Annotated in this window: 22 protein-coding genes and 2 tRNA genes; 9 read left to right on the forward strand and 15 right to left on the reverse strand. The window is 54.2% G+C overall.

Annotated elements, in window-relative coordinates:
• Positions 1-467: 467 nt before the first annotated feature.
• Positions 468-1,010, reverse strand: coding sequence for a nuclear transport factor 2 family protein (locus tag H598_RS0112360; RefSeq protein ID WP_028113297.1), 543 nt, complete (start codon positions 1,008-1,010; stop codon positions 468-470).
• Positions 1,011-1,160: 150 nt separating this feature from the next.
• On the opposite strand from H598_RS0112360, the gene H598_RS26035 reads away from it, so the two are divergent.
• Positions 1,161-1,541 carry a winged helix-turn-helix transcriptional regulator gene (locus H598_RS26035; RefSeq protein WP_084144450.1) on the forward strand — a complete coding sequence of 127 codons (381 nt, stop codon included), beginning with the start codon at positions 1,161-1,163 and terminating at the stop codon, positions 1,539-1,541.
• A gap of 676 nt (positions 1,542-2,217) precedes the next feature.
• Here H598_RS26035 and H598_RS0112365 read toward each other — a convergent pair.
• From H598_RS0112365 to H598_RS24205, 7 genes are all read right to left on the reverse strand, one after another.
• Positions 2,218-2,308: transfer RNA gene (locus H598_RS0112365), tRNA-Ser, on the reverse strand.
• Between the two features lie 132 nt (positions 2,309-2,440).
• Positions 2,441-3,163 carry a helix-turn-helix transcriptional regulator gene (locus tag H598_RS0112370; protein ID WP_028113298.1) on the reverse strand — a complete coding sequence of 241 codons (723 nt, stop codon included), beginning with the start codon at positions 3,161-3,163 and terminating at the stop codon, positions 2,441-2,443.
• 13 nt (positions 3,164-3,176) lie between these two features.
• Positions 3,177-3,818 (reverse strand): hypothetical protein, encoded by a 642-nt coding sequence (locus tag H598_RS0112375; RefSeq protein WP_028113299.1) that lies wholly within the window; start codon positions 3,816-3,818, stop codon positions 3,177-3,179.
• On the reverse strand, positions 3,815-3,997 hold the full coding sequence (locus tag H598_RS0112380; protein WP_028113300.1) for a hypothetical protein: 183 nt from the start codon (positions 3,995-3,997) through the stop codon (positions 3,815-3,817). The genes H598_RS0112375 and H598_RS0112380 overlap by 4 nt, the downstream gene beginning before the upstream one ends.
• Positions 3,978-5,249, reverse strand: a complete 1,272-nt coding sequence (locus H598_RS0112385) for a 4Fe-4S binding protein (protein ID WP_028113301.1) — start codon at positions 5,247-5,249, stop codon at positions 3,978-3,980. Before H598_RS0112385 ends, H598_RS0112380 begins: the two co-directional genes overlap by 20 nt.
• A gap of 77 nt (positions 5,250-5,326) precedes the next feature.
• Positions 5,327-5,605, reverse strand: coding sequence for a hypothetical protein (locus tag H598_RS24200; RefSeq protein ID WP_035415868.1), 279 nt, complete (start codon positions 5,603-5,605; stop codon positions 5,327-5,329).
• A gap of 10 nt (positions 5,606-5,615) precedes the next feature.
• Positions 5,616-7,196, reverse strand: coding sequence for a reductive dehalogenase (locus H598_RS24205; protein WP_051252699.1), 1,581 nt, complete (start codon positions 7,194-7,196; stop codon positions 5,616-5,618).
• Positions 7,197-7,790: 594 nt separating this feature from the next.
• Between H598_RS24205 and H598_RS0112400 the strand changes: the two genes are divergently transcribed.
• Together H598_RS0112400 and H598_RS0112405 are read left to right on the forward strand one after the other, a co-directional pair.
• A complete protein-coding gene (locus H598_RS0112400; protein ID WP_028113302.1) occupies positions 7,791-9,050 on the forward strand; it encodes an OmpP1/FadL family transporter in 1,260 nt (419 codons plus the stop codon).
• Positions 9,051-9,205: 155 nt separating this feature from the next.
• On the forward strand, positions 9,206-10,123 hold the full coding sequence (locus H598_RS0112405; RefSeq protein ID WP_028113303.1) for a LysR family transcriptional regulator: 918 nt from the start codon (positions 9,206-9,208) through the stop codon (positions 10,121-10,123).
• A 12-nt stretch (positions 10,124-10,135) separates the two neighbouring features.
• On the opposite strand, the gene H598_RS0112410 is transcribed toward H598_RS0112405, so the two are convergent.
• The 6 genes from H598_RS0112410 to H598_RS0112440 form a co-directional block, all read right to left on the reverse strand.
• Positions 10,136-11,806 (reverse strand): acyl-CoA dehydrogenase family protein, encoded by a 1,671-nt coding sequence (locus H598_RS0112410; RefSeq protein ID WP_028113304.1) that lies wholly within the window; start codon positions 11,804-11,806, stop codon positions 10,136-10,138.
• Between the two features lie 86 nt (positions 11,807-11,892).
• Positions 11,893-12,570, reverse strand: a complete 678-nt coding sequence (locus tag H598_RS0112415; RefSeq protein ID WP_028113305.1) for a nitroreductase family protein — start codon at positions 12,568-12,570, stop codon at positions 11,893-11,895.
• Positions 12,571-12,748: 178 nt separating this feature from the next.
• Positions 12,749-14,836: an elongation factor G gene (fusA, locus tag H598_RS0112420; RefSeq protein WP_028113306.1), complete on the reverse strand. Its 2,088-nt coding sequence runs from the start codon at positions 14,834-14,836 to the stop codon at positions 12,749-12,751.
• A gap of 770 nt (positions 14,837-15,606) precedes the next feature.
• A tRNA-Ser gene (locus tag H598_RS0112430) sits at positions 15,607-15,697 on the reverse strand.
• Between the two features lie 74 nt (positions 15,698-15,771).
• Entirely contained in the window at positions 15,772-16,269 is a 498-nt protein-coding gene (locus H598_RS0112435; RefSeq protein WP_051252700.1) for a GNAT family N-acetyltransferase, read from the reverse strand.
• Between the two features lie 9 nt (positions 16,270-16,278).
• Entirely contained in the window at positions 16,279-16,659 is a 381-nt protein-coding gene (locus H598_RS0112440; protein WP_035415869.1) for a nuclear transport factor 2 family protein, read from the reverse strand.
• Between the two features lie 317 nt (positions 16,660-16,976).
• On the opposite strand from H598_RS0112440, the gene H598_RS0112445 reads away from it, so the two are divergent.
• The 5 genes from H598_RS0112445 (at position 16,977) to H598_RS0112465 (ending at position 19,064) form a co-directional block, all read left to right on the forward strand.
• Entirely contained in the window at positions 16,977-17,636 is a 660-nt protein-coding gene (locus tag H598_RS0112445) for a Bax inhibitor-1/YccA family protein (protein ID WP_028113310.1), read from the forward strand.
• 66 nt (positions 17,637-17,702) lie between these two features.
• Positions 17,703-18,092, forward strand: a complete 390-nt coding sequence (gene tusD, locus H598_RS0112450; RefSeq protein ID WP_028113311.1) for a sulfurtransferase complex subunit TusD — start codon at positions 17,703-17,705, stop codon at positions 18,090-18,092.
• Positions 18,092-18,448 (forward strand): sulfurtransferase complex subunit TusC, encoded by a 357-nt coding sequence (gene tusC / locus H598_RS0112455; RefSeq protein ID WP_028113312.1) that lies wholly within the window; start codon positions 18,092-18,094, stop codon positions 18,446-18,448. Before tusD ends, tusC begins: the two co-directional genes overlap by 1 nt.
• On the forward strand, positions 18,445-18,732 hold the full coding sequence (gene tusB / locus H598_RS0112460; RefSeq protein ID WP_035415870.1) for a sulfurtransferase complex subunit TusB: 288 nt from the start codon (positions 18,445-18,447) through the stop codon (positions 18,730-18,732). The genes tusC and tusB overlap by 4 nt, the downstream gene beginning before the upstream one ends.
• A gap of 2 nt (positions 18,733-18,734) precedes the next feature.
• Entirely contained in the window at positions 18,735-19,064 is a 330-nt protein-coding gene (locus H598_RS0112465) for a TusE/DsrC/DsvC family sulfur relay protein (protein WP_028113314.1), read from the forward strand.
• A 79-nt stretch (positions 19,065-19,143) separates the two neighbouring features.
• Here the strand turns inward: H598_RS0112465 and H598_RS0112470 are convergent, their stop codons facing one another.
• Complete coding sequence (locus tag H598_RS0112470; protein ID WP_028113315.1) at positions 19,144-20,571, reverse strand: glyceraldehyde-3-phosphate dehydrogenase; 1,428 nt, start codon at positions 20,569-20,571, stop codon at positions 19,144-19,146.
• 227 nt (positions 20,572-20,798) lie between these two features.
• Here H598_RS0112470 and H598_RS0112475 point away from each other — a divergent pair, with 227 nt between their 5' ends.
• The gene (locus H598_RS0112475) at positions 20,799-21,587 is read left to right on the forward strand and encodes a DUF2989 domain-containing protein (RefSeq protein ID WP_084144453.1); all 789 of its coding nucleotides are present in this window, start codon (positions 20,799-20,801) and stop codon (positions 21,585-21,587) included.
• Positions 21,588-21,687: the final 100 nt, after the last annotated feature.

Raw genomic sequence — 21,687 nt, forward strand, 5'->3', positions numbered from 1 at the left:
CAGTGACTTTAATGGTGATACGGGCAAAGACGCTGGATTCTCGCCTGCGCAAGAATGACCAAAGGGGAAGACGCTAACTACCCACGTGCACAAGCATGACCCAGAACTCTTTGAAGCTGGACCGGAGTGATGATTGCTGAGTACTGTCCGGGTTCAGTAGCCAATGTTCCACTGCACCCAACCTCCATGTCTTCGAAGTAAGAACAACAAAAAGCCCGTACTCGGCGGGCTTTTCTGTGGATGACGGAGAGATGGGGTCTTGATGCCACTCAAAATAAAATTCTACTATTTTAGAATGACTAACCGTGTTGTAAGGCAATCAAATTAGTCGTCTGCTTAGTACAGGTTAAAGCCTAGTGCTTACTTTAACGTCTAGAAACAGCAATGATAGAACTCATGACACACTTTTGGACACATACAAGTTATGGCCAAAGCACCAACCTATTTTATCTATCAACGTCAATAACTTAGAAAACACCATTTGAATTAGCAATGTCACCACCGCTGATCAGGGAGTACACTCTCATTGAAAAATCAAGCGCTTGAATCGAATCCCAATGCTCTACAATTCTGCCCTCTTCGATACGCCAGGTGTCGATAATATTCATCCCTTTTTGATCATCGCCTCTGTCTTCTCTTTCTAACGTGGCATGAGAATGGAAGATCACATAATCACCGTCTACGTAGATGTGTTTTACATCATAAGTGTAATCAGGATATTCCTCGACAAATTCAGTGAGGAAGTCCACTAAGCCAGTAACTTTGTCAGGTAAGTTTCGATTGTGTTGTACATAAGCACTGTCGTTGTAGTGCTCTAGGATGTAGTCAAAATTGTGATTGTTCATAAGGTTTTGAACAAAATCAGTAATCAACTCCGCATTTTCAAACTCTTGTTGTGTCCAACTGGATTTCTTGAGCGATGGCAGATCAATGATCAATGCGTCCTTAGATTGTGCGTATGCCACCGTGCTAGTGAATAGAAGAATAAATGAGGTAAGTGCTTTGAACATAGGTAACTCCATTGTTTGCCGTGCTTAGTAGGTATATATTAATAACCACGGTAATCAATAGTAACCTCAAGCACAAGAAGGCACCAAATACTTAGCTAGGCACATTTTGGTAACTCTTGCGGTAACAACAGACAAATAAGGCATTGAAAAATGGCGAAAAAACCTAAATCGGACAGGCGTATCTTTCACAATAATGAGGATTGCCCCGTGCGCAACGTTGTAGCGCAAATAGGTGACAAATGGTCGCTACTCATCCTGTTTGCTCTCGTAGATGGCTCAGACCGTTTTAATGCTTTGAAATCTAGAATAGAAGGGATTTCTCAACGTATGTTGACTCAAACCCTGCGTGATCTAGAGCGGGAAGGTTATGTGAATAGGACTGTGTATCCTGAAGTGCCTGTACGAGTAGAATATGCACTAACAGAGTTGGGAAGGGATCTGGTTAAGCCTTTGTACAAACTCGTGTGTTGGGCAGATGAACATCAACAAGAGATTCATCGAGCTCGAAGATCCTATGACGAAAAAAGTTAGCCTTATCTCGTTCAAAAAAGGGTATAAAGTTCGGCATTTCTCAACTAAGCGACTCTAAGCTAACGGGTCGAAAGTGCTTTGGTTGACTCCCTTCGGCGTTACTCGCTGCGCTCGTTGGAACCCTGACTAGGGCTCATGCACCCTATCTCACTCTCTTCGAATCCAGAACAGCAAAAAGCCCGCACGTAGCGGGCTTTTCTGTGTATGGCGGAGAGATAGGGATTGATTCCCTCACTGCGCTCGGCCGCCTTCGGCGTTACTCGCTACGCTCGTTGGAACCCTGGCTAGGGTTCTGCACCCTATCTCACTTTCTTCGAACGCAGAACAGCAAAAAGCCCGCACTAGGCGGGCTTTTCGGTATATGGCGGAGAGATAGGGATTGATTCCCTCACTGCGTTCGGCCGCCTTCGGCGTTACTCGCTGCGCTCGTTGGAACCCTGGCTAGGGTTCTGCACCCTATCTCCGTTTCTTCGAATCCAGAACAGCAAAAAGCCCGCACTAGGCGGGCTTTTCTTTGTATGGCACAGAGATAGGGATTGATTCCCTCACTGCGTTCGGCCGCCTACGGCGTTACTCGCTGCGCTCGTTGGAACCCTGACTAGGGTTCTGCACCCTATCTCACTTTCTTCGAATCCAGAACAGCAAAAAGCCCGCACTAGGCGGGCTTTTCTTTATATGGCGGAGAGATAGGGATTTGAACCCTAGAAGGGCTATAAACCCTTGCCGGTTTTCAAGACCGGTGCTTTCAACCACTCAGCCATCTCTCCAACGCGGCAAATAGTAATAATCGCCGGCCCGGCTGTAAAGCAAAAAACGGTCGACTGAACAATATAGTGGCAATCCTCGGTGCGAATGACGATTTTTCATTCGAGTTGAGACAAATGCCGCCAGACTTTGGGTTACACCAGTTGGAGTTTGCCGGCTTCATGCACCAACTGGGCAATGTTTCTCGCCCCCAGCACCTGCTTCAACACACTGATGTGATAATCGACGCCACGCAGAGTCAGGTTGAGTTGGGAAGACACCTGCTCGCGATCCTGTCCCTGAGCAATACCCGAAAGAATGTACACCGCCAACGGGCTAATCACATTGCAGTCCACCAAGGGATGAATGTCACGACCGAACTCAAGTGCAATCTGAGTCTGCAACCGCGCCAGGCACGCCGCGACTCTCCCCTGCTGATCGGCCAACTCTGTCAGTTGCTCCGAGCATTGCACCAACAGCATAAACCGGCCCCGCAAACGTGGCGACACCGGGCAGCATACCGACACAGTCATAACCCCATCGACCCCTTGAGCCTGCAGGTGACGAACCATCGGCGCCGGCATGCTCTGCTGTGGCCAGACACACACCTGCTGGCTCAAAAGCTGTTCGATAACAGTTTCCATGTTCCGATAAAACGGCATCTTTCTGCGCCACAAGCTCAGCGCCTGACCGGAACTGGCAAACAGTTGACGCCGCTTGGCCAGGTTGCGAATCACGTGTTCGGTGCTTTTCAGGCGCCGCCCCCAGCGCATCGGCTCATCCAAATCGTAGCAATAGCAGATGGCCTTCACCCCCAATTCGTCGCAGCCTTGTTGCAGGAGTCCGGCAATGCCAGTACCGCTATCCGCCTGTGTCATACCCTAGCCCCCCTCAGCGGTAATCCGCCGCACTGCGGGTGTCGACGGCCTGAGTCAATCGGCAACGAAACAGCCGCTGATGACGCTGCTCTATCTGCTGCCTCAGCAAATTGACAATGTCCAGCGCCATGCCGTCAAACTGCCCATCCAACAGCGCGCTAGCCGATTCGTACTGGCCCAGTTGACGCAGCAATTCGACGGCCATTAGCCGCTCCTGAACCCGGTGCATATCCAAGATCGCCAGCAGCGCCTCCATATTGGCTTGTTCCGCTTCGGTCCAGGCTACGTCAGAGCCGTCATCGTTGCGGTAGCGATGGTTTGACTGCTGCCACAGCTTTACTCGCAGATGCAACTGATGATCCGAGGGCTGACTCGCATACTGATCGAGCAGACTCTGAATCTCGGCCGGAGTCAGTGGCCGGTAGTCACAACCATTCTTCCCGCCGTTGGGGTTGACCGCCAGTTCCGGTAACCACACTGACGCCTGACAGTGGCCACAGCGGGCCACCAGCGGCTGCTCAGGCACAGTAGGGCTGTCAACGTAGCCATCACTCCACAGAGTGGCAAAACGAGCATCCACCGCCATCAGTGGCCGATGAATTAGGTCGCCACCACAGCCGCTGCAAATCAAGAACGTGTCGGGCCCATACCTCATGGTGTCACCTCCTCGCTGGACATCGCGTCACCGACGCTGTGGCGGAACTGCTGCCACACACCATCGGTGTGGATCTGCCGCGCCGAGTTAAAAAAGAACAGCAGAATCAGAAACAAGGTCACGCCACTTAATACCCGGGCGATGGGGTGCGCGTTGGGCTTACGCCGAAGTTTTGCCATGGGAGCCTCCTTTGTGAGTCGGTGACGGGATGCCGGCATCGCACTGCACTTCGATACGGCGACTGTGATGCCAAGCCTTAGCCCGGTTCACTGCTTTGCGGCGCAGTTTCACCGACTCGTTGATGGTCAGCCCAACCGGACAGAAATAACGACACCAGAAATCGGGAATGAACGCAGCACCAAACAGCGACAGCGGCAGGATGTACCACTGCATGCCAACCCCTTCGAGGGCGAACATCATCGAAAACGGCTCATAGGAGCCCAGCGATGGGTGACGGGAGAGCAGAATCAGCATTAAAGATCCCCAAATAAGCCCTAAAATCAGGCTTCGGGCATGCTTGATCAGTACCGTTGGGGCCTTCATCGATAGGCCGGTGACCTTGGTCAGCAGGGATTGCACCGTGCTAAAGGGGCACAATTTGTGACAATAGACATTGCGGCCCAGCAATACGATGCCCACCAGAATGGCGCCCATCAGTATCCACCATAGTGGATGCTGCTTCACACTAGGGATGTACCCCAGAACAATGCTGCTGATGCTGCCGATGCCGATAGAGGCATTGGTATAAAAGCCCACAAACAGCAGTGACACCAGCGGCAGCGACGTTTTCAACAGCCGACTGAAACGGTGTTTCGACCCCATGCTGACCACGATTGACGCCGCCACCAGCAACAACATTCCCAACTCATCCCACCCCAACGCCCAAGGATCCGGCGTCCAGGTGGCAGGCAAGCCCAGGTGAGTCATTGCCCCCAGGTGCAGGGAGGCCCGCATCGCTTGACTGACGCCCCGGGCAGTAATGGTCGCCCCGGAGTAAGAGTCGATATCGGTATCCAATAGGAAATCGTCGGTCACCGAACGGTTAGCCAGTTGGCGGAAAAAGTGTTTCTTCTTAAGTCGCTCGATGTATGGCGGGGTTTCGGTATCCGCCAGCAGCAACACGTCGTGGGTTCGGGCCCCGGTGGCGGTGCGACTGGCGGTAATGGCCACCGTCATCGGCCCGCCATAGCCGTCCCCCTGACCCAGAATCACCACTTCGGGCTCACCCTGCTGGCGATTGCCGAACTCAAAGACTCTGGGGCCATCACCCTCGCCCGAGTACGGCGTCAGGGTCGCCTCGGGAAAATGACTGGCCAGCAATGCCTCGTAGTCCGGGCGTGTACCTATCTGACCGATAACAAAGGCCGCGATCAGACTCAACCAGGCCAGGCTGCGGATCAGCGACGACCAAGCGAATCGTTTTACTTTCATGACATTCTCGTCTTGTGAACAATGTCGGCGTGCGCAGCTTCAGCCAGCATCGCACGCCGACCAGGAGGACGTTCGCCCTACAGGCGCAGGCCTTTAGGCACGTACTTACGCCAGATGAAAGCCATCAATAACAGGCCCGGCATACAGAACACCGCCAGTCCCAGCGAGCCCGATTGCGGCACGTCCTCAATAAAGGAACTGCCGGCCCAACCAATGCCAAACAGGAAGATCAAGGCTCCGGTGATCATGCCAGCCCAGGCCAGGGCCGGCATCTGTACCCGTACCGACAGGTAAGCCAGTCCCAAAACACCCAGGGTGAACAGCATGCCCATGATAAAAAATTCCAGTAGTTCCATGTCACTCTCCTCAGGAACGGCCGACAGCGCCGAAAACATTACGGTTGGTTGCGTTCACCCGCATCCCCTCCCCGGTATTCCAGAACTTGGTCACCTTGGCGGGGTTCTGGGTAGAGCCATAGCCAAAGGCCGGGTGCATCTCCGACATGGCACTGTGCAGCACGTCCGGAATGAACGGGTTGGCCGCCACGATCATCCAGTGATGCCAGAAATCCGGTTCGTTAAAAGTACAGGCGGCGTTACAGGCGGCGCAGTCGCCGTCGCTCTCCATCCAGTAGTCGAAACAGCGCTTGGAGTCGACGTGGAACTTCTTGATCCCTTCGTGGTTGTTCCAGTTATAACCTGGCTGTTCCGAGTGCTCACCGACAAAGGTAAAGGTGGTGTCTTCGCCCATGGGCAACGCCTTGGACGGGCAGGCTTCGGCGCACTTTTTACAGGATTTGCAGAACTCCTCAATGCCCCAGCTGCGCGGCTGATCGTGGTCAACAAATTCCAGGTCGGTATACACTTTGCACAGGCGCAGACGCGGACCATAGCCGGGCACAATCAACTGGCCATTTCGGGCCCCCTCACCCAGGCCGGCGGCAATGCCGTAAGCCACCGAGTTACCCAGATCGTTGCCACTGGCCACAGCATGGTAACCGAGGCCGCGAATGAATTTGGCCATCTGCGACGCCAACGTCGCCATCTTGGTGTAACCGTCTCCCACGGTGCCGCCGGAGGTAAAGGTCGGTGCGGTGGCCAGGTTGTCATAGTCCATGGGCACCGCCATCACAATCACCGTCTTTGGCTCGAAAGGAAAATCCTCCTCCCAGCTAAGCTCGCGGTCCACAGGCTTAAAGTGCTCCATCGCCCCCTGCATCGCCTTGGCCATCTCCGCCTGATCGGTGATCTTGCTGACGCCCTGAGCTTCCATGGTTTCCATCATCTCCACGGTGGCACCGGCATGGTAAATCGGGTCGTAATCCCAGCGCTTATCGCGTTTAGCGATGCCACAGCGGATGGCGCCAAACAAGCGTGCAGCACTGCGAATGGCATTGGCCGCCTCCAACTTGGAGCCAAACTGATACTGTTCATGCTCGACATCCGACTGATCCCAGGAGAACCAGGTGGTATCCGGCACGCCCATGGCACCCAGGCGCAAATCCCATTTGTGCGGTGGACACCAGGCGGCATGGGACAACGAGCGATCCAGCTGGGTAAAGCCGAGGCGAGAGTTATCCCACCCCTTTTGCTCAAAACGAGGCACCTGAAGCTGAAAGTTGTAGTTGGGGTTGTCCTTGTTAAGCCGGCCAAACTGCTCGTTACGCTCAGGATGGCGCATCATCAGCATCGGGCTGCCGGCATAGGACCACATGTGGTCACGACCGGGAAAGGGCTTGAAATCGTCTGCCAACTGCGGCCAACCGGGATTGAGTTTTCCCTCGATGGATACCCGGCCAACGCCATAGGCTCCCAGGCCCGCCGCCAGTACAGCGCCACCACCCAGCGCCGCCCGTTTAAACAGTTGGCGACGTTGTGGATTGTCCAGCAACCCCTCGGAATCCTGCGGGCAATCAGGCTGGCCCGGTGTAGCTTGTTTTTGAGTCATTTCCCATCTCGCAATAGTAGTAATGGAAATATTGTCGGCAATTCAAACCTAGAGATTATTAATTTATTGAACACCAACATCTTGGCCTAAAATATTATCCAATATCACTCACCCCAAATAGCCCCGCTCAGGTAACTCACAATTTCATATTTGATAATCGCAGTAAGTCATGGACTTCAAACACCCACTGCCACTAGGGATTCCCTACTGTTTTACTTTTTCAAATAAATCGATTGCAGCGCCCAATTTGCGACTCAGGTATCATTTTCCACTCCCTCTGATGCCTCCCCCCCGTAGTCTAAGGGCTTCTAAGCCCCGGTAAACCCGAACAACGGCAGCGGCTTTAGCTGTCTAGTACTATAGCGATGCACAGCCAGCTCTCAGTCTCATCATTTCAAATATGAAACTGTCAATTTTAAATATAAAAACAACCACATCAAATTTAAACTAATTATCAGAATTTCATCACAATTGAAAAAATAACAACAACAAGGACAGACGAATAAAATTGTATATTCCGTTCCGCGACATAAAAACAATAAACACTGAAAATAATAAATGACTGCAATCTGGTTATTTACTAAGGGTTGAAACATGAATCGTTCTTCTAAATATCTTTCTCTGGGCTTAGTTGCCCTCTCTGCCACCCTTGCCACTACGGTCAACGCCAGTGGCCTGCTTCGGGACGACACCGCCTCCGCCTACCTCGGCAGCGCCGGTGCCGGCCGCGCCGCCGACATCAGTGCCGGTGCCGCCTTCAACAATCCGGCCGGACTGGCCTTTATAGAACAACGGCAAGTCGAGGCAAACCTGATGGCCATCGACCACCACTTCAACTTTAAGGATCAAGGCTCCAGCGGCAGCAACGACGGCTTCGACCAGCGTCGCCGAAATGTCGACTACGATGTCGGTGTCGCTGCGGGTAATTCGCTGTTTTACGGCCAGCCACTCGATGAGAACTGGGGCATGGGCCTGGCCCTGGCGTCGCCGGCAGGTGGCGCTGCCGACTTCGGCAGCAACTGGGTCGGAGACAACTTTATCGAGTCTGTAGACGTGCTGGTACTGACGGCCACCGCTTCAGTGGGCTACCGAATCAACCAACAATGGTCGTTAGGGGCCAGTCTTGGGGCCAATTACATGAGCTGGGAGCTGGACATGGCACCGTTTCCCGGTGCCAGCGAAAACCTGGACCTGAGCAGCACCGAGTTCACCTGGTCGATGGGGCTGATGTACCGTCCGGACGAACTCACTCGCCTGGGGTTGCGCTATGTGGCGGGCGTTGAACATGAGTTGACCGGCGACACCACCCTAATCAGCCCCATGGGCACCCAAAAGGATCAGGCCACCCACGTATTTAATCTGGCAGACTTGGTTACTTTCAGTCTGGATCGCCAACTCGGCGCAGGCTGGACCCTGTTGGCGGATCTGGAATGGGCACAATGGTCCGATCTGGAGGAGAGTCGCATCGTCCATGACCACGGCCCCACCATCGTTATTCCCCGCAACTGGAACGACGCCTGGAGTGCCGCCATCGGCTTCAACTACCGGCTCAGCCAACAATGGTTGCTCGAGGCCGGCATCGCCTACGATCAGTCGGTGGTGTCAAAAGCTGACCACAAACTGGATCCGCCCATGGATCGCCAGCTCGCCTACGCCGTCGGCGCCAGCTGGCAGGTGAGTGAACGCACTCGCCTCGACCTGAACTATCAATACCTGGATCTGGGCGACATCGAAGTCAATCAGGCCATCAACGGCTATGACCCCATTGCTGAGGCGCCTTTCCAACAACAGATTCGAGGTCAAAGTGAGGCCCATATTCACCTCCTTAGCCTGGGATTAAGTCACCAGTTTTAACCACTGACTTAGGCCCAGGAACCCCCGACGCCCTAAGTCTTATGACTAGTGACAGACAAATCCCCACCTGCTACCGGGCTCACTGTGTGGTGCCCGGTTTCGTTGCTACTATCAGGAGACAGAGCCTTCGACCGCCAAGACAAGACAGGATAACTATGCACCAAATCTCCCTCGACGACCTTCGTTTGGTTAACCACATCGCCAAAGTCGGCAGTTTCGCCCGCGCTGCAGACTCCCTGGCTCAACCTCGTCCCAGCGTGACCCGGCGCATCAAACAACTGGAGTCCCATCTCGGCGTAGTGCTGTTTCAGCGTTCAACCCGGCAACTGGCCTTAACACCGGAAGGAGAGGCATTCCTGCAACACAGCCAGGCCATTGAGATGCAGTGGCTGGAGGCCACCGAGCGCATGAAGACCACCACCTGCGAACCGAGCGGCAAACTCAGAGTCAGTGCCTTGGGCCTGTTTAACCGGGTGATCGCCGGACCGGTGCTGTCCGAGTTCGTACGCAAGTACCCCAACATTGACCTGGAGCTAAGGTCCACCTGGTCGGCCCCCGATGCCACCAAATTCGATGTCGATTTGATGTTCAACACCAAGCCTTTGAACGACAAAAGTTTCGTCAGTGAACCGCTGTCGCTCACCAAACGTGACTTTTATGCCAGCCCGGAGTACCTGAAAACTGCCGGCACCCCAAGTAACATTCAGGAGTTGAATGATCACCACCTGGTGGTGCTCAATTACACCGATCTCGGCGACGGCGACTGGTATTGGCAGGATGGCGACCAACTGCAGACACTGCCAGTTCACAGCCACCTTCGCCTGGATGAGGCCGAAGCGGCGCTGCAGATGACCTTGCTGGGTCATGGCATCTGCTGGCTACCGGATTTTTGCTGCAACCAGTATCTGGAAAGCGGCCAGTTGGTGCGCCTGTTTGACGGCCGCTTCGCCACTCCCGGCCCCCTGTGGGCCATCTACCCCAGGACCCCGTTTGAGAATCATCGCATGCGGCTGTTTATCGAAATGGCCAGAGCCAGCGAATTGCTGGGAGAGCCGGCCCCGCGCCGGCGCTGATAAGCACCGCGATTATTCACCGGCCATTACCTTGGGTCTGGCCCGCTCTATGATGGCCAGACAATCGATGCCCAGTGGCAAGTTGCCAAAGCACAGCCCTCGTCCGGGCCCCAGGCGACTGGCACAAAAACCATCAATGACTCCGGCGTTACCGGCGAAAATTAACTGCGCCGCCTGCATCAGCTTGGCCAGACGCTCTACCATATGCCGCCCCTGATACTCAAAGTCCGTCAATGCCTGAAACTGCTCCCGAGTATCATCCAGATAGGCGTCGTACAACCGGTGACCGCCGCGGGCCAACTCCAGCTCTGAAAAGTAAACCTCCATCGCCTGCGGCGTTTTGCCGATGGCCCGCAACACATCCAGACATTGCACATTACCACTGCCCTCCCAGATGGAGTTCACCGGCGCTTCACGATACAACCGCGGCAGTATGCTTTCCTCCACATAACCTATGCCCCCCAGACACTCCTGGGCCTCGCCAATATGGTGAGTCGCACGTTTGCAAATCCAGTACTTGCCAATCGCCGTACCCACCCGCAACAACAGCTGTTCCTGAGGATCGTCCGGGGCGTCCAGCGCCCGAGCCATGCGACCGGTCATCGCCAGTGCCCCCTCGACCTCCAGACACAGGTCCGCCACCACATTCTGCATTAACGGCTGTTCCATCAAGGGTTTTCCCATCACGCTACGATGAGCAATATGATGAGTCACCTGAGCCACCGCCTGGCGCATCATCGAGGTAGAGCCGATCATGCAGTCGTAACGGGTCAGCGCCACCATCTCGATGATGGTGGCGACTCCGCGGCCCTCGTCGCCAAGACGCCAGCCCAGAGCACCGCGAAACTCCACCTCAGACGAGGCGTTGGACACGTTGCCCATCTTGTTTTTAAGCCGCTGCACATAAAACTCGTTACGGCGCCCGTCCGGGCGCCACCGGGGCAGCAAAAAGCAGGTCAGTCCGGCGGCTGTCTGCGCCAGGGTCAGGAAACCGTCGCACATGGGCGCCGAGCAGAACCACTTGTGACCGACGAGTTCATAACGATCGCCCTCCAACTGCGTCGCCACCGTCGTATTGGCTCTCACGTCGGTACCGCCCTGCTTTTCGGTCATGGCCATGCCGATGGTAACGCCCAGTTTATCGCTGCTGGGCTTGTTGGCCGGATCGTAGCGACCTTGCAGCAACTTTGCCAGCCAAGCCGAGGCCTCACCCTTGGCTTTCGCCAGCGGCGGCACCGCCGCAAAGGTCATGGTCAACGGACAACCGCTGCCGGCGTCATTCTGGTTGTAGAGGTAGTTGAGAGCCATCCGCACCACATGGGCGCCGGCTTTAGGTGTGGTCCAGGGCAGGGTTGGAATGCCGGCATCGATGGCCAGGGTCATCAACTCGTGGTAAGCCGGATGAAACTCCACCCAGTCAATGCGATTACCGAATCGATCGTGGCTGTGAAACTCCGGCTTATACCGATTGGCCAAAAAGCCTTTCTCTATCCACTGGGGCTCCCCCAGGGTCTGCCCCAGACGACGAACCCGCTCCAGGCCCCAGTTGCCGCCTTCGCGAGCCAGTAACTCTTTCAGTGGTTGATCGTTATCATACAGGTTGTAGTGCTCCAGCGGCGGCACCTGATTAAACACTTGGTGGGTTTCAGCGAGTATGCTGACAGCGGGCTGAGGGGTCGACAAGGGCCATTCCTTCTGGTCAAAATTCAATCATCGATGAATTTAAACTAGCGTTTACTTGGCGACCCGTAAAGCCCTTTGTGCCAGCCCTACAAAAAGCTGGCGATCTCTGCCAACGACTTCTTATGGCGGGCATGGGCGGGAATGCTGGCGTCTTCGCCCGGGTAACCGGCCACAATCAACATGTAAGGCCGCTCGTTGTCGCTGCGCCCGCACACCTTGGACAGGAAACTCATCGGCTTCGGGGTGTGGGTGAGCGTTGCCAGTCCAGCCTGATGCAGGGCGGTGATCAGAAAGCCGGTGGCAATTCCCACGCTTTCATGCACATAGTAGTTGGTGGTTGCACCGTCATCCTGCAAGCCGCCGCGTTTCTTGCTGAATACTGCGATCAGCCATGGGGCGGTCTGCAAATAAGGCTTATGGGCGTCGGTGCCCAGAGGTTTCAGAGCCTCGAGCCACTCCTCTCCGGCACGCTTATCCTCGTAAAACCCTCGCTCCAGTGCCTCAGCCTGCTCGCGAATCTGGCTTTTAACCTCGTCAGAGTGAATGGCAACAAAATGCCAGGGCTGGTGATTGGCACCACTGGGAGCACTGCCGGCAGTAAGAATGCAGTCTTCGATCACCTGCCGAGGCACAGGCCGATCGGAAAAGCTGCGAATGGAGTGACGACGGCGCATCTGTTGCAAAAACAACTGCGCCCGCTGTTGCATCTGCTCGCTGTCGTACTCGATAAAATCACTGAGGGGTTCACTGTCGTGAGGCTGCATGGCGTCGCTCCGGTCCGTGGGTGTTCGGCCAACCTCAGGCACACCTATGCCCGCTTCACCCGTTGATGAAGCCTTCATGCTACCCAGCATGCGGGTCTAGCACAAGTCACGCCCAAAGACACCACAAACAAAAAGCCCCGGCACTAGGCCGGGGCTTTAACACATTCAGTAATCGAAATTACTTAGCTGCGTCGCGAGCTTTCACTTCAGCGATAACTTCTTCTGCCACGTTCATTGGGCAAGGCATGTAGTGGGAGAACTCCATAGAGAACTGACCACGGCCGGAAGTCATAGTACGCAGGTGACCGATGTAACCGAACATTTCGGACAGAGGTACGTCAGCCTTGATGCGAACGCCAGTGGCGCCAGCTTCTTGGTCTTTGATCATACCGCGACGACGGTTCAGGTCACCGATTACGTCACCAACGTGGTCTTCTGGAGTGAACACGTCAACCTTCATGATAGGTTCGATCAGCTGAGGACCGGCCTTAGGAATGGATTGACGGAAAGCGCCCTTAGCGGCGATTTCAAAGGCTACGGCAGAGGAGTCAACTGCGTGGAAACCACCGTCGAACAGCTCTACTTCAACGTCCAGTACTGGGAAGCCAGCCAGAACGCCCTGCTCCATCATGGAAGCGAAACCTTTCTCAATAGCAGGCCAGAATTCCTTCGGCACGTTACCGCCCACAACAGAGGAGGTAAAGGTGAAGCCGGTACCTGGTTCGCCAGGCTTGATGCGGTAATCGATCTTACCGAACTGACCGGAACCACCAGACTGCTTCTTGTGGGTGTAGGAATCTTCAACCGCTTGAGTGATGGTTTCACGGTAAGCAACCTGAGGCTGACCAACAATCAGGTCAACGCCATAGGTACGCTTCAGGATATCTACTTTAATATCCAGGTGCAGTTCACCCATACCCTTCAGGATGGTTTCGCCGGAATCTTCGTCGGTTTCAACCTGGAAGGATGGATCTTCAGCAACCATCTTACCGATGGCGATACCCATCTTCTCGGAACCACCTTTGTCCTTCGGAGATACAGCGATGGAGATCACTGGCTCAGGGAAGATCATAGGCTCCAGGGTGCACTCATGCTTAGGATCACACAGGGTGTGACCGGTCTGCACGTTCTTCATACCAACAACGGCGATGATGTCACCGGCTTGAGCACGAGAGATCTCGTTACGCTCATCGGCGTGCATCTCTACCATACGACCGATACGCTCGGTTTTACCGGTAGCGGAGTTCAGGATGGTCATGCCTTTTTCCAGAACACCAGAGTAGATGCGAATAAAGGTCAGGGCGCCGAAACGGTCGTCCATGATCTTGAACGCCAGAGCACGCAGTGGCTCGTCAGCAGATACGGTAGCAACTTCACCGGTAGCTTCACCAGTCTCTGGATCGGTCAGAGGCTGTGCATCAACTTCGGTTGGGCTAGGCAGGTAATCAACAACCGCGTCCAGAACCAGCTGAACACCTTTGTTCTTAAATGCAGAACCACAGTAAGTTGGGAAGAAGGACATGTCGCGGGTACCCAGACGGATACAACGCTTGATGTCTTCCAGAGAAGGCTCTTCGCCGTCCATGTAAGCCATCATCAGGTCTTCGTCCTGCTCAACTGCCATTTCGATCAGCTCTTCGCGGTAAGCGGCAGCGTCATCGACCAGGTCAGCTGGGATGTCTACAACTTCGTAGTTTTCTGGCAGGCCAGTGTCGTCCCATACGTAAGCCTTCTGGCTCAGTACGTCTACAACACCAACGAAGTCATCTTCACGACCGATAGGCAGGGTCATAACCATTGGGTTTGCACCCAATACGTTCTTAACCTGGTCTACAACGCGGAAGAAGTCTGCACCCATACGGTCCAGCTTGTTCACGAAGATCAGACGGGCTACTTCGGATTCGTTAGCGTAACGCCAGTTGGTTTCGGACTGAGGCTCAACACCGCCGGAACCACAGAATACACCGACGCCACCATCCAGTACTTTCAGGGAACGGTATACTTCAACGGTGAAGTCTACGTGTCCCGGAGTATCGATGATGTTCATCCGGTGATCTTTCCAGAAACAAGTGGTAGCAGCTGACTGAATGGTAATACCACGCTCAGCTTCCTGTTCCATGAAGTCAGTGGTAGCGGCACCGTCATGCACTTCACCGGTCTTGTGGATCTTACCGGTCAGTTTCAGGATACGCTCAGTAGTAGTGGTCTTACCGGCATCAACGTGAGCGAAGATACCAATATTTCTGTATTTTGATAAATCAGTCATTGCTTTACTCTGCAAAAAACAATCGTTGTCACTTTTCGGCGGGGAAGTATACCACTATTGGCACCAAAAGATACGCACTACTCGAAATGATTTCGGTAGTTAGCATCGATTTTGTACTGCAACTGGTCACTATCTTGTCCGACGTCGGTTGGGATGTCTGACTTGCCGCACGAATTATAGCCCACTTCTATTTGCCAACGATGATTTGGGGCCGAAATCTCAAAAAAAACCACCGCTCGATTTTGCCGCTGTATCCCTAAGCTAAGGAACATCCGGCATCAGTCTCGTTCGTGTGTTCTTACTGTCGTTGGCATAGCCTTGTAGGGCCTTGTAACGTATAGACATTCTCCGTCAGCGCCAGCCTCGATGTCCGCGCAGACAGGGGGGGAGTCACAAGGTCAACCCTACAAGTTGTACGAAAAAACCCGCCAAAAGGCGGGTTTTTCTAAAACATGGCGGAGAGATAGGGATTGATACCCGCGCTGCGCTTGGCCGCCTTCGGCGTTACTCGCTACGCTCGTTGCGAACCCAGCTAGGGCTCTTCACCCCATCTCTCTCCTAACTTCGAAACCAAATCATGAAAAATTACAGTTTCAAAGGCATTGCTAAATATGGCGGAGAGATAGGGATTGATTCCCTCGCCAGCTCGGCCGCCTTCGGCGTTACTCGCTGCGCTCGTTGCAAACCCTGACTAGGGTTCTGCACCCTAACTCTCTCCAGCTTCGAAACCAACCCGCAAAAGGTATCCGGTTTCAAAGCAATTGCTAATATGGCGGAGAGATAGGGATTTGAACCCTAGAAGGGCTATAAACCCTTGCCGGTTTTCAAGACCGGTGCTTTCAACCACTCAGCCATCTCTCCAGTGGCGGCAATGATAGGGAAAGCTCGCCTCGCTGTAAAGCCCTAGATTCCCCTCAGGGGCCAATAGTCAAAAACTATGACCCAGCGCATCCTTCCAATAAGGTCAATGCCATACGCCAACTCTGCAGTCGCTGACCCCGGCGAATCGTCTGGTTCTCCCGAACCACCTCAAAGCCCCGTTTTTCAAAAAACGGTCGAGCAAAACAAGACGCATCGACGGTGAGGGTTTGCAAGGATTGCTTCGCCGCCTTTACCAACAAATGCTCATACAGGGCACTGGCAATCCCCCGGCGCTGATAGGATTGATGGGTATAAGCCAAATCAATATGGCCACTGTCGCTCAAGGTGATAAAGCCAACCACGATGTCATCCAACAGGGCCACGTAGGGAGGACACTGGGACAGTCTCACCGCCCAGCGTTCATACTCCTTCGGGAGTGGCGCCCAGGCCGCTACCTGCTCCGCCGTGTAGTGAAGCGGACCTATGGAGTGGATGGTGTCATAAAACAGGTCGGTAAGCGCCCGAGCATCGCTCGGCCGATAAGGCCGAATGTACAGGTCAATGTCAGTCATAAACAAGATTCAAAATGGCGGACAGGGCGTCCCTTGATGATGGATCATCTGCCAACGGTTCTCTTCCAGCACCCACAATGAACTGCGCTGGGAATAGCTGAATACCGCCCCTTTCACCATCTTAGCCCGATACAACACCTGACACAGGCTGGCACTGAGTTGACGCACCTGGAACTCTCTGGCATCGATAAGCGGCGGCACTTCATTGGGCACTCTGGCCAGCACCTGAGCCAGCCCGAAGCGCTGCCCCGCGGCGGACACTTCGATAAAATCGGCGTGAATCAAGAAAGCCAGCTGCTCAGGCTGCCGACGGGTCGAATGACAGAACAGGCGCTTTTCCAGAGCTACGATATGAGGTTCCAGTTCCAGTGCTGCACTTAGAGTATTCATAAATAGGCTAGTCTTCCTTAACGGTTACGCTTTCCTGATGAGGACACTGCCCCACAGACAGTCTGCCTTATCTTGTTAGCATAGCCCAGACGACGTCGATAAAATGTCAGCATTGCGCCATGTCTCGGATTTTGTGCGCCAATACTGCGACATTTCCGTATCCAGTCACCACAGCCTTGATTGTGGCTGAACTCATCACCCAATAATGACCTCAAGGGGTTGAAAAACCGTTGCCGGGCACCTATATCAACTTGTACAGTAAACCTTTTAGGATTTGGTGGCTCTAAACTGTTGTAGCCACAGACAAAGGAGTCAACATGCAGACCCAGCGTTTTGAGACCGTCAGCAGCACCCGCAGCTCGGTCGAGATTAATAAAGTTCTCCGCAACACCTATATGTTGCTGGCCATGACCCTGGCCTTTTCCGCCGCCGTAGCCGGCGTCACCATGGCGTTGAATCTGCCCTACCCCGGCATGATCATCACCCTGGTCGGTTTCTACGGTCTGCTGTTTTTGGTTAGCCGCACTGCCAACAGTGCCATGGGCCTGGTGTCCGTATTCGCCCTGACCGGCTTCATGGGGTACACCCTGGGACCGATTCTGAATATGTATCTGGGTGCGGGTATGGGCGACGTCGTTTTGATGGCCCTGGGTGGCACCGCCCTGACCTTCTTCGGTCTGTCTGCCTACGTGCTGGTTACCGGTAAAGACATGTCCTTCCTCGGTGGCATGATGATGGCAGGCTTCTGGGTGATCATTGCCGCCTTCATCGCCAACATCTTCCTGGCCATTCCGGCGCTGAGCATGGCTCTGAGCTGTCTGTTCATCCTGTTCTCGTCCGGTGCCATCCTGATGCAAACCAGCGCCATTATCCATGGCGGTGAAACCAACTACATCAATGCGACCGTGACCCTGTTTGTGTCTCTGTACAACATCTTCCTCAGCCTGCTAAGCCTGCTGGGCATGAGCGACGACTAAATTCGCAAAGTGCGTTACACTAAGGCCCCATTACCGGGGCCTTTTTTATTGAATACTGCACACGATATGAGTTCTTTTTTAGTGGTCGTCAATGGCGAACCCTACGGCAGCCAGTCCGCCTGGTCTGCCCTAAAATTTTGTGAATCCGTCATTGAGGCGGGCCACCGGCTGGAACAGGTGTTCTTCTACCAGGCCGGTGTATTGAACGCCTCCAGAATGCTGATGCCCGCCAGCGATGAGCTGAACTTGCTCGGTCGCTGGCAACAACTTCACCTTCAACACCAGGTTCCGCTGATCAGCTGCGTCTCCGCCGGACTGCGCCGAGGAATCATCGATACCGAGGCTGCAGAGGATGCTGGCCTGGACAGCGCCAATCTGGCCACCGGCTTTATCCTTGGAGGCCTCGGCGAACTGGTAACCACCATGCAAGCGGCAGACAGGACGGTGCAATTTTGATGAAACAGCTTGCCATAGTCTTTACTCACATGCCGCACGGTCGCGCCAGTGGTCGGGAAGCGCTGGATCTGGCCCTGCTCAGCGCCAGTTATGACATCCCCACCCAATGCTTCTTCGTGGGCGATGGCGTCTACCAACTGCTGTCCGAACAGGCCCCCAGTCAGATTGAGGCCAGAGACTACATCGCCACCTTCAAAGCCCTGCCCATGTACGACGTCGAACAGATCTGGGTCTGCCAGCAGTCACTAGAACAACGGGGACTGAGTGCCGATGACCTGCTGATGCCGGTCAAGGTATTGACCCGGCAGCAATTGACCGAGCAGCTAAACGGCATACAACAGGTACTGACATTTTGAACGTTCTCCATACCCTCAGCCAATCCCCCAATGACAGTCATCGCCATCAACTGGCTATCGATTACGCCAGCGCCGGTGATGGCCTGCTGTTGATGCAGGACGCCGTGGTCGCCGCCACCCTGTCCGATTTTGCCAACCTGCTCCACGATCGCCCCTGCTACGCTCTAAAGGAAGACTTGCAGGCGCGGGGGTTGTTAAAACGAGTCCTGACCCCCATAACGGTGATTGATTACCCGCAGTTCGTCGATCTGACACTGCACTACGACAAAGTACAGGCTTGGTAAACATGTTGAATTTCAATGGTCAGGAGATAGAGACTGACAAACAGGGCTACCTGCTGGACGCCAACCAGTGGCAACCGGAGATGGCACCTCTGCTGGCCGAGCAGGAAGGCATCAGCCTTAGCGCCAACCACTGGGAAGTGGTGAATTTTGTGCGGGCGTTCTACGAAGAGTTCAACACCAGTCCCGCCATTCGGGTGTTGGTTAAAGCCATCGGTCAGAAACTGGGCGAAGAGAAAGGCAACTCCAAGTACCTCTACAAACTGTTCCCCAAAGGCCCGGCCAAACAGGCCACCAAAATTGCCGGTCTGCCGAAACCGGCCCGCTGCATCTGACCTCTTGGTTGTTTTTTGATGGGGTTAAAGCAAAAAAAGCCAGCATCTCTGCTGGCTTTTTTGCTATTCAGGCAACCCGTTAAGACGGAATCACGTGGGTCGTCAGGCCCAGCATCTTCTTCATAACTCGAGTCACCTGGCGGCTATAACCAAACTCGTTGTCGTACCACACGTACAATACCGCGCGGTCGCCATCGACGATGGTCGCTTGAGAATCAACCACACCGGCGTAACGGGAACCGACCAAATCGGTGGATACGATCTCGGTAGACTCGGTGAAGTCCACCTGGCTTTGCAACTCGGAGTGCAGGGCCACTTCACGCAAGAACTCGTTCATGGTCTCGCGATCGGTGCCTTCGGCCAGGTTCAAGTTCATGATGGCCATGGACACGTTTGGCGTCGGAACGCGAATGGCGTTGCCGGTCAACTTACCTTTCAGCTCCGGCAGCGCCTTGGCAACGGCTTTGGCGGCACCGGTAGAGGTCAGTACCATGTTCAGGGCCGCACTGCGACCACGACGATCACCCTTGTGGTAGTTATCGATCAGGTTCTGATCGTTGGTGTAGGAGTGCACCGTCTCAACGTGGCCGTTACGAATACCAAACTTATCGTTGATGGCTTTCAGCACCGGAGTGATGGCGTTGGTGGTACAGGACGCCGCAGACACAATCATATCTTCCGGCAAAATGTCCATGTGGTTGACACCGTACACCACGTTCTTGATGTCGCCTTTGGCCGGAGCGGTCAGCAACACCTTCTCCACGCCCTTAGACTTCAGGTGCAGACCCAGACCCTCTTCATCTTTCCAGATGCCGGTGTTATCAACGACCAGAGCGTTGTTAATGCCGTATTGGGTGTAATCCACCTGATCCGGACCATTGGAGTAGATCACCTGAATGTAGGTCCCGTTGGCGATGATGGCGTTGTTCTCTTCATCCACCTCGATGGAACCGTTAAACGGCCCGTGGATGGAATCACGACGCAACAGGCTGGCACGCTTCTCCAGATCGCCATCGCGACCGCCTCGTACCACAATGGCTTTCAGGCGCATGGAGTTGGCCACACCGGTGCGCTCAATCATCAAACGAGCCAGCAGACGGCCGATGCGACCGAAGCCGTACAGAACGACGTCACGCTGCTCCAGCTCCTGCTCGATGGCCGGGCCCATTTCCGCTTCAACGTAAGACTCAATCTCACTGCCGTCGCTGTGGTTACGCCAGTAGTTCATGGCCAGCTTACCGAGATCGATGCGAGCGTAGCGAACATCCAGCTTGCTCAGGGCTTCAAGGAACGGGAAGCTTTCACGCAGGCGCAGTTTCTCACCTTCGTGCTTACGAACCAGACGGTGAGACTTAATGATGTCGATGGTAGACGCATTCAGCAGGCTCTTACCATACACCAACACTTCGACGCCTTTGTTGCGATACAGCTTGCCAATAATGGGTTGCATCGCTTCGGCCATTTCGAAACGTTCTTGCCAGCTTTTCAAGTGCTTGTCAGCGCTCATTGTCAACAGATCCTTTATGATGCGCACAGTCTTCGGCTCAATGCTTTATAATCGTGATTAAGTTCAAAGACCATGAAATGGGTACAGATAACGTGGCTACGTTGGCCAACTGGCTGGTATTCTACAGAACAACGGCTTCTTGATTCCAGCAACCTAAATCCGTAATTTAATTAGAGAAATCGACTAGATTTAGCCGATGACCGCAGAATTTTTGGTAAAATTACACGATGCGAGCAATTGCCCTGGTAGCTCTACTGCTGCCCCTTAGCGCCTGCGACACCCGATTAACGCTGCAACAAGTGTGTGAAGCTCAGCCGCAAATGTGTCAGGACGTGCCCCTGACCGGCTGGTGTATTAAAGAGCGTTCGCAGGTGATCTGGACCCGTTACGAAGACGACCCCAGTGATCGCAGAACCATTTATAACGAACTCATTTCCTTAGAAAACTATGTTGGCTGCATGGAAAAAGCGACCATGATAGAAAACCGCATCGTTGCCAAGGAGCGGGAGACGGCCCGAATCGAGAGCTACATCGCTTCACAAAAAGCGCTGAAAAAGCTGCAACAATCGACCGTCAGCGACCCTTCCCCCTATCTCAGCTTCTACCACTGGACCCGGCTCAACGACCACCAGGCACTGGCGCGGTTCCTGGATTCTGAGCGAAAAGGCGAACTGAACTCCATCCAGTTAAAGCAGTTTGCAGCGTCCTACTATTCTCGAATAAACCCTGAGAAAGCAGTCGCCTATCTATTGGACATTCTCCCCACCCTGCCCCACCCCGCTGTTGATACCTATCTGGAGCTGTCCAACGAATACCTGACACTCGACCAACCAGCTAGTGCTTATCTGTTTGCTAAGATGACCGCACAGTTCAAACCCGAGCTGGTAAATGCGCAGCGACTGCGGCTATTGCAGGCTTCCAGCAAAGTGGACAAGGCCACTCTGGACGCCAAAGCCGCGACGCTGCTGGACAAGCTTGAGCAGGGCTCATTTACGGCAAACGACCTCAAACTGTAATTTTATTTCTTTTTGAGTTACGGACTAAATGGTGATTTATTGCACGGAGCGCGCCTCGCCATCGCGAGGCACTGGTCACAGAAACAGCCGTTTTGTACTA

Source organism: Ferrimonas kyonanensis DSM 18153 (genome assembly GCF_000425405.1).
GTDB lineage: Bacteria > Pseudomonadota > Gammaproteobacteria > Enterobacterales > Shewanellaceae > Ferrimonas > Ferrimonas kyonanensis.